General features: G+C 64.3%; 3 protein-coding genes, 1 tRNA gene and 1 pseudogene. 2 read left to right on the top strand and 3 right to left on the bottom strand.

Annotated features, from left to right (window positions below; genetic code table 11):
* The 3 genes and pseudogenes from EN893_RS39500 to EN893_RS26705 all read right to left on the bottom strand — a co-directional run.
* Positions 1-103, bottom strand: a pseudogene (locus EN893_RS39500) (ATP-dependent protease); the annotation flags it as partial.
* 101 nt (positions 104-204) lie between these two features.
* A complete protein-coding gene (gene trxA, locus EN893_RS26710; RefSeq protein WP_127271857.1) occupies positions 205-1206 on the bottom strand; it encodes a thioredoxin in 1002 nt (333 codons plus the stop codon).
* 84 nt (positions 1207-1290) lie between these two features.
* On the bottom strand, positions 1291-1788 hold the full coding sequence (locus EN893_RS26705) for a prolyl-tRNA synthetase associated domain-containing protein (protein WP_127271756.1): 498 nt from the start codon (positions 1786-1788) through the stop codon (positions 1291-1293).
* 244 nt (positions 1789-2032) lie between these two features.
* On the opposite strand from EN893_RS26705, the gene EN893_RS26700 reads away from it, so the two are divergent.
* Positions 2033-2107: transfer RNA gene (locus EN893_RS26700), tRNA-Gly, on the top strand.
* 362 nt (positions 2108-2469) lie between these two features.
* Positions 2470-2948 (top strand): adenylate/guanylate cyclase domain-containing protein (locus tag EN893_RS26695; protein WP_164901128.1); only part of this gene is annotated, 479 nt, incomplete at its 3' end.

Below are 2948 nucleotides of genomic sequence, written 5' to 3'. Positions count from 1 at the left end.
GCATGCGACCTCCCGGCAGCAAAAGCGCACCCTCGAGCGGAAAGATCGGGATCGTCGACGGCAAATCCTTGGCGAGCCGGTAATGCGCGTTTCCCGCTTGCACCATATTCCTCCGATCGCTTCACCAGAAGCGCGTCATACCAGCTAATCTGGCGCAGTCGTCGCCGACGCCAAGCCCGTGCGGCAAAACAACCGGCAGCCGGCTCAGGAGAACAGCAGCGCCGACAATTTGCGGCGCGCCGCCAGCGTCGCCTCGTCGGTCATGCCCCAGGCCTCGAACAGCTGCAGCAATTGCGTCCTCGCGCCATCCTCGTTCCAGGCCCGGTCGGCCTTGATGATGGCCAGCAGATTGTCGGCCGCGGCCGTACGGTCGCCGTTGGCGTTTTGGATCATGGCCAGATCGAAGCGCGCCTGGTGATCTCCGGGATTTTCCGCCAGCCGGCGCTCGAACTCGGCTGGATTGCCGAGAGCCGCCGCCTGCGCCGCAACCGCCATCCTGGCGCGCAGGGCTGCCAGCGGCGGCGCATCCTTCTTGGCCTCCGGGGCTGTTGCCAAAAGCGCCTCGGCGCCTTCCGTGTCGCCGGCGTCGAACAACAGTTCGCCCAGTCCGGCGATCGCCTCGATCGTCTCCGGCGCCTGCGCCAGGATGGCGTCATAAATGTCGGCCGCGGTCTGCATGTCGCCGGCGGCGCGCGCCTCAACGGCTGCGGCCAGGGCTTCAGCCACTGGCGGCGCGCCATTGTCCTTGCCGCCGACCTTGGTGATGAATTCGTTGATCTGGCTCTCCGGGATGGCGCCCATGAAGCCATCGACCGGCTGGCCGTCCTTGAAGGCGATGACCGCCGGGATAGACTGGATGCCGAGCTGGCCGGCGATCGAGGGATGGTCGTCGATGTTCATCTTCACCAGCTTGACCCTGCCGCCGGCGGCCTTGACCGCCTTCTCCAACTGCGGCGTCAACTGCTTGCAAGGCCCGCACCAGGGCGCCCAGAAATCGACCAGCACCGGCTGCCGGCGCGATTCCTTGATGACATCGGCGGCAAAGGCAGCCGTCGTCGTGTCCTTGATCACGTCGGCGGGAGCGGCGGGCGCATCGCCAAGCGCGACTTTCGCCGGCGCCGGCGCGGCTCCACCATACTGCACCGAGGTGGTGTACTGGCCGCCATTGCCGCCAAAGGAGCCGCCGAACGGATTGTTGTCGCTCATCTCTCTGCCCTTCCGTGGCGCCGCCGGCCGGCGGCCAGGCGCCCTATGCTTCAGACCATCTGACTCAAGCCATCCATGTGGCGATCACACGGAGACTTTCAAGATAGCAGCATCGTGCCCGGTTGCCTCGACGAATCTGATCAGGTCGCGCGCCGCGATCGATGTCGTCGCCTCATTGGTCAGCGGATGCCCATTGATGACCGCATGCTCCATCAAATCCTTGTCGAGCACGAGCTTGACCCTGTTTGCCGTGTCGTTGATGACGCCAAAGACCGTGACGGCGCCCGGTGTGACGCCGAGCAGCTCCATCAGCATCTCCGGCTTGCCGAAGGAAACCCGGCTGGCGGCGCCGATCACCTGGTGGATCTGCTTCAGGTCGACGACCGCGTCCTCGCCGACGGTGACCAGGAAGAAATTGTCCTTCTTGTCCTTCAGGAACAGGTTTTTCGTGTGCCCGCCGGCGATTTCGCCGCGCAGCGCCTGCGAATCGGCGACGGTATAGAGCGGCGGGTGGCGCTTCGTCGACGTGGCAATGCCGAGTTCGGCAAGAAAGGCCATCAAATCGGCTTCGGTCTTCGGCATCGGTTTCGTCCCGTTTCTCAAGCCAGCCGTTTACGGCCAATGGGGCAGCCGACACAAGACCGTCATGCGACATCATGGTGAGCGGCACCGCCCTTCGCGCTGGCGCCCCGCCGCCCGCCACTCACGCGCCCGCCGGCGGCTTGCCGGCCCCGCGCATCGTGTCGCAAAAAGCCTGCGATTTCCCTGTTGCAATCGCCGCGCTCTTCAGCCATATAGGCCCGGCTTGCGGCCAAGCGCCGTGCGAGCGGGTGTAGCTCAGGGGTAGAGCACAACCTTGCCAAGGTTGGGGTCGAGCGTTCGAATCGCTTCACCCGCTCCAAATCTTCTTTAGATTTGAAAAGCATAAAGGGCCCGGGTAACCGGGCCTTTTTGCTATCTGGCGCCGGGGAGCGGGGGGACGACGTTTCCAGCCGAAGCCGGGAACGTAGGGCTGCCCATCCGACCTGGGTGTTGAGCCTCAACAGGTTGTCCGCGGGTAGAGCGAGGCGGCTCCGGAATTTGCGTCGCGGGCGATCGATATGCCATGGATAATCGGCCAACGGCTTTCGCTTCCATTTCGCGACCCTGACGGCCGAGACCGCGAATCGGGCGCGAGCGACCTCCAGCGGCGTTGGCGCCGAGCAGGTAAATCAGCTAGAACTAACTCAGGCGGAACAATTGTCTGCGATTTCAGGAGACGACATGTCCGAGGAGCATGTTGAGCGTCGGCTGGCGGCGATCCTGGCCGCGGATGTGGTCGGCTATAGCCGTCTTATGGAGGTCGACGAAGAGCACACGCTCAATCTCCTTCGGCAGCATCGACGGGAGTTCTTCGATCCGACCGTCACCAAGCACGGCGGGCGCATCTTCAAGGTGATGGGTGACGGCTTTCTGGTCGAGTTCGGCAGCGTAATCAATGCGGCGCGCTGCGCGGTCGAGATCCAGCGCGGCATGCCCGAGCGGAATGCCGGCATTCCCGAGGACCGGCATTTCAAGTTTCGCATGGGCATCAACCTTGGCGACATCATCGTCGACGGCGATGATTTCCAGGGCGACGGTGTCAATCTTGCGGTGCGGCTGCAGGGCCTCGCGATGCCCGGCGGCATTGCCTGCTCGGAAGCGGTGCGCCATGCGGTCGGCAACAAGCTGGGCGTCGACTTCGCCGATCAGGGCACCAGGAC

Origin of the sequence: Mesorhizobium sp. M7A.F.Ca.CA.004.04.2.1, assembly GCF_004022825.1 — a bacterium.
In the GTDB taxonomy this organism is placed as follows: domain Bacteria; phylum Pseudomonadota; class Alphaproteobacteria; order Rhizobiales; family Rhizobiaceae; genus Mesorhizobium.
This window is presented reverse-complemented; position numbering and strand designations above follow the sequence as displayed.